This window comes from Candidatus Neomarinimicrobiota bacterium (assembly GCA_018647265.1).
Classification (GTDB): domain Bacteria; phylum Fidelibacterota; class Marinisomatia; order Marinisomatales; family TCS55; genus TCS55.
Genome location: JABGTK010000102.1, coordinates 1 through 4,951 on the forward strand (window position 1 = coordinate 1; position 4,951 = coordinate 4,951).

Here is a 4,951-nt window from a genome sequence, read left to right on the forward strand (position 1 = left end):
ATCGTTTCACGAGGGAAGTCAAAAGAACCATCTGTTTTATAGGATAGTTGTTGTCCTTTGGGGAGAACAATAAAACGCGATTTTAACGCATAATCCGTAAATAATTTAGCAGATACATCATATGGCATTACGCCACTTGCAGGATTCTGATCCGCCATATTTCCCAGAAAAAATCCATAATCTGATAGCTTTGGTTTTGCATATTTTAGAGGATTTCCGCCCATTAGAATTGAAAAAAGGAGTAAAACCCAAGAAAGGGTTTTACAGGTACTTTTAATCATAAACAGCGCCGTGGTTGATACCGCAATTGTGGATGGAACTGTCTTCGGAAAAATTAGAAATAAATGGGGAATACCATTTTTCAAAATTATGCTCAATATCAATATTAGTGAAGCTGGCACGACCATTGTTTTGGATGCATAATCCTGATTCAATATTTGGGTCCTGCATGCCATCATAAATAATATCCGGTGTATTGCGGCCGTATTTAATAGCCAGAAGTTGGCCAATCTCAAAATCCAAAGTAGGTAAGCCGGCTTCACGTTCATAATTATTATTATAAATATGAATATCGGATGTATAAGGATTATAAATACTATCATTGATGGCTTCTTCAGTGATGAAATAACTCACAATTCCTGTTCCAATACTTTTATTGTTTCGGATCATATTTTCATAAATGTGAACATTGCTGGTAGCCAAAACCATCACGCCAGTTCCCGGTAGAACTTTACCAACGATATTTCCTGGCGGTGCGAAGTTGGTCAAATTATTATTTTCCACCAGATTACGATAGATATGAATATTATCACCTTTTTTTTGAACAAGGTCCGGGAGGTCAAAAATCAAAATACCGCCAGTATTATCGTAGGAATGGTTATCATAGACTTCTGCATTGATGGAATTTTCAATTTCGATTCCAGCCACATTATGATAAGCCTTTGAATTACGAACCACAATTTCTTTCGATTGTCCCACATATATACCAGCATCAGAGGCGCCAATGGCCACAGAATATTCTATCAATACATTTGTGCACTGGACGGGGTAAAGGCCGTAGGCACCATTGGTTGGTTTCGGACCATCCGTCCATTCGGCCGTTACACCTCGAAATACAATACCATCCACATATTGCGCCTTGATGGCATCACCCTTGGAATCTTGAACAGCGAAGTCTTCCAAAATAATATTTTTCGAATTGGTAATACTGATACCTTGGGCACCCTCAGTTTGATCTGCAAAAGAGAGGATTGATCGATCCATCCCTAAGCCGTGAATGACGAGATTTTCTTTTCCTTCAATAGATAATGTGCCGAAAATTTTATGAATCCCCGCGGGAATGGTAATGGTGTCGCCAGGTTCAGCTAAAATAAATTGGGTCTGGAGTTCCTTCTCGATTCCGGCAAAAAGGAATTGAGTCAGTAAAAAGAGTAGGGCGATGCTTCGTGTGGTTTTCATGGAGTTTGTGCTGCTTAGTTCAATAATTGGTATGGGGATTCTATTCGTCCCGCAGCCATTAAGTCAATAGGTGAAATAAAAAAATATGTATCTTATGAAATACATAAAAAATCAAAAAATAAGCTATTTTACAAAAAATCTATAGAATGAAATTCAAAACACAATTTAATTATTGAAATGGGTACACACGATAATCAATAATTTATATCATTTAGCGTGTATCGTTTTTATTCTGGGTGGTATAGGTTAGGCAGCGCCACGACTTTGGAGATAACTATCATAATTGCTGTTGTACTCCAATACTTTTCCCGGAGTCAGTTCAATGATGCGCGTGGCTAAGGATGAAACGAATTCTCTATCATGGCTAACAAAGATCAAAGTGCCGGGAAAACTACCCAAAGCGCCATTTAAGGATTCAATCGATTCCATATCTAAATGATTGGTTGGTTCATCCATAATAATCACATTGGGACGTTGAAGGGTTAATTTACCAAACAACATCCGCCTTTGTTCACCGCCAGAAATAACCCGAACTGGTTTGTTAATATCATTTTGTGAAAATAATAAACGTCCCAGCGTACCACGGATTACTTGCATATCGTCACCATCTTGTCGCCATTGGTTCATCCAGTCAAGAAGTGACATATCTGAATCAAAATCTGCACCATGGTTTTGCGCAAAATAACCAATGCGAGCATTATCGGACCATTTAATATCACCACTGTCCGGTGAAAGGTTATTTACCAAACATTCCAAGAGTGTGGTTTTTCCAATACCGTTAGGACCAATAATCGCAATGCGTTCACCGCTTTCGATTAACAGATTGTAATTTTTAAAAAGGGTAAGGTCGTCGTATCCTTTATTTAATTTTACTACTTCAACAGCAGTATTAAAAATTTTCTTATCCTGATCAAAACGGATATAGGGATAAACACGGCTTGAATTTTTAATATCATCTAGTTTGATTTTGGTAATTTGATTAGCTCGGGAGGTAGCTTGTTTTGCCTTTGATGCATTGGCTGAGAAGCGTTTTACAAAGGCTTGCAATTCAGCGATTTGCGCTTTTTTCTTTGCGTTATCGTCTATTAACTGTTGCCGTGCTTGAGTAGCGGCAGTCATAAAGTCGTCATAATTTCCTGGGTAAAGACGAAGTTCACCATAATCCAAATCGGCCATGTGTGTACAAACACTGTTGAGGAAATGACGATCATGAGAAACAATAATCATAGTACTATTTCGCCGTGTTAAAATATTTTCTAACCAACGAATTGTATTGATATCCAGATTATTGGTAGGCTCATCTAGTAGTAAAATATCAGGATCTGCAAATAGTGCTTGGGCCAGCAAAACTCGCAATTTCCAACCGGGGGCAATAGCGCTCATTAATCCTTCATGTTGTTCCAATGGAATACCTACACCTAATAATAAATCGCCGGCACGGGATTCAGCGGTATAGCCATCTAACTCAGAAAACTCCATTTCAAGATCGCCAACTTTCATAGCTTCCTCTTCACTCATATTGGGAAGAGCATAAATACGTTCACGCTCCTGCTTGATTTTCCATAATTCGGCATGTCCCATAATGACACAATCGATGACAGTCATTTCTTCGTAGGCAAACTGATCCTGGCCTAATTTAGCCATTCGGTCATTTTTATCAATCGTGACAACACCGGTAGTGGGATCCTCTTCTCCAGATAGAATTTTCATTAAGGTAGATTTTCCGGAGCCGTTTGCGCCGATTAGGCCGTATCTATTTCCTTTGCCAAAAGTAACAGATATATGTTCAAAAAGAGGTTTGGCACCAAATTGGATAGAAATGTTTGCGGTTGAGATCAAAATAATTCTCCGGGATTTTACTGTAATGTTTAAAAGCCACCCGGATTTATGATTCAATCAATAGAAAATATTTAGCCGGAAATGGGGTCGGGAATTTAAGGCTTTTGTATTGCCATTTCAAATTAACAAAGTTGGATTAAAAAATAGAAATATATTGGACTTTTACTGTTGAAGATGCATTTTGATTTTTGTTTGGTAATTGGTGTAATGGATATAATTCCCGGTCATCCACAAAACATAATCATTTTTTCCATTATAGCCACGGGGAGAAACGGGACGTGCATTTAATTGCGTTGATTTTTTAGTGATTGACAGGAAAGACCATGAGGCACCATTGTCAACGGTCGTCCATTTTTCAATTTCAAACTGACCATCCACCATACGGGAGAGATATACTGAGGATGGATCAGATTGGACTAAAGATATGCCTCCTGAATAATGAGATTCAAACTCATTTTTTCCATCCGGAGTTTCGGGAAACCAGCGACCACCGGGCGTAATCTCCACATCAAGCCAGAACTTTCCCGTCCATCGGGCGTAGGCATAACGATGATCCGTTTCGGATGGCAAACGGGTATATGCGATGACCGGATTTCCATCTTCATCCAATGCAATATCCCAAACCCAAGCACGGATGCCGGTTAGTTTTCCGTTATATACTATATCACTATTGGCATGACTTACAGGGAGGTTTTCCATTAGTCCAATTTGCTTCCCGTTTGCGGTGAAGAACTTTCCATTTTCATATTTCATATAATAGACTGAATTAAGTGGTTCATTCCGTGGATGACCGTTGGTAAAGGTAAAGTGGATAGATGATTTTCCATCCGAAACAACTTTTAAATAGGGGCGAATCGTTTTGGCTTCACGGCCTGCTTCTTGAATTAAAATTTTAGGCTCGCTCCAAATCTTTCCGTCTTTGGAGGTAGAAAAAGTGGGCTTCCAACTGGGGCCGCGCCAAAATACATAATATAATTTTTCATCACTTAAATAGACGGGGTGATTATAGGAGATATTATTTGTATTTGAAATGGTTACTTCATCTTCCCATTGGGTAATATCTTCAGGATTTACTGATGTACGGCAGTGCAGACCAACTTTGCCGTGTCGTGCATAAAATACCATCAATCGGTTGTCGGGAAGAACGAGAATTGACCCAACATTATGATCATCCGAATCCCAATTTGTTTTAAGCGTATGGGTTATGGTTTCTTGCGTTTTGTGATCATAAGAACCAATTTGAAGCGTGCCGTCACTGGTCATCCATTGGGCATAGGTTTTTTCATGATGGCCATTAATATAAACTGCTCGTGGGTCTTGATACCAACACCAAGCGCCGTCTTGGGATAATGTCAGATTAGGTGATTGAACGGAATTGTTATAATTATTATCTTTAGAATTCTTTTTAGGTATCGTGCCCGTACAACCGTATAAAAATATCCCACATGCCAAAATGGTGATAAATAAAATGGGAAATGATTTAATTTCATTTTTCATAGATAAATTCCTTTAAGCTATATACCGCTTATATGAACTTAATCAACAAAAACAGGATACAGCAAGTACCGTCTAAACCGGGTGTTTACTTTTTCAAGAATGAAGAAGGAGGCATTATTTACATCGGGAAGGCTAAGAATCTTCGTAATAGGGTGCG

At 38.7% G+C, this 4,951-nt stretch carries 5 protein-coding genes; 1 reads left to right on the forward strand and 4 read right to left on the reverse strand.

From position 1 onward, the window contains the following. From HN459_05890 to HN459_05905, 4 genes are all read right to left on the reverse strand, one after another. A partial coding sequence (locus tag HN459_05890; protein ID MBT3478979.1) for a hypothetical protein occupies positions 1 to 281 on the reverse strand: 281 nt, incomplete at its 3' end. Then, positions 274 to 1,458 carry a hypothetical protein gene (locus HN459_05895; protein MBT3478980.1) on the reverse strand — a complete coding sequence of 395 codons (1,185 nt, stop codon included), beginning with the start codon at positions 1,456 to 1,458 and terminating at the stop codon, positions 274 to 276. The genes HN459_05890 and HN459_05895, both read right to left, overlap by 8 nt. A gap of 246 nt (positions 1,459 to 1,704) precedes the next feature. Next, positions 1,705 to 3,297 (reverse strand): ABC-F family ATPase, encoded by a 1,593-nt coding sequence (locus HN459_05900; GenBank protein ID MBT3478981.1) that lies wholly within the window; start codon positions 3,295 to 3,297, stop codon positions 1,705 to 1,707. Between the two features lie 162 nt (positions 3,298 to 3,459). Next, positions 3,460 to 4,794 (reverse strand): hypothetical protein, encoded by a 1,335-nt coding sequence (locus HN459_05905; protein MBT3478982.1) that lies wholly within the window; start codon positions 4,792 to 4,794, stop codon positions 3,460 to 3,462. 32 nt (positions 4,795 to 4,826) lie between these two features. On the opposite strand from HN459_05905, the gene HN459_05910 reads away from it, so the two are divergent. Further along, a partial coding sequence (locus HN459_05910) for a GIY-YIG nuclease family protein (GenBank protein MBT3478983.1) occupies positions 4,827 to 4,951 on the forward strand: 125 nt, incomplete at its 3' end.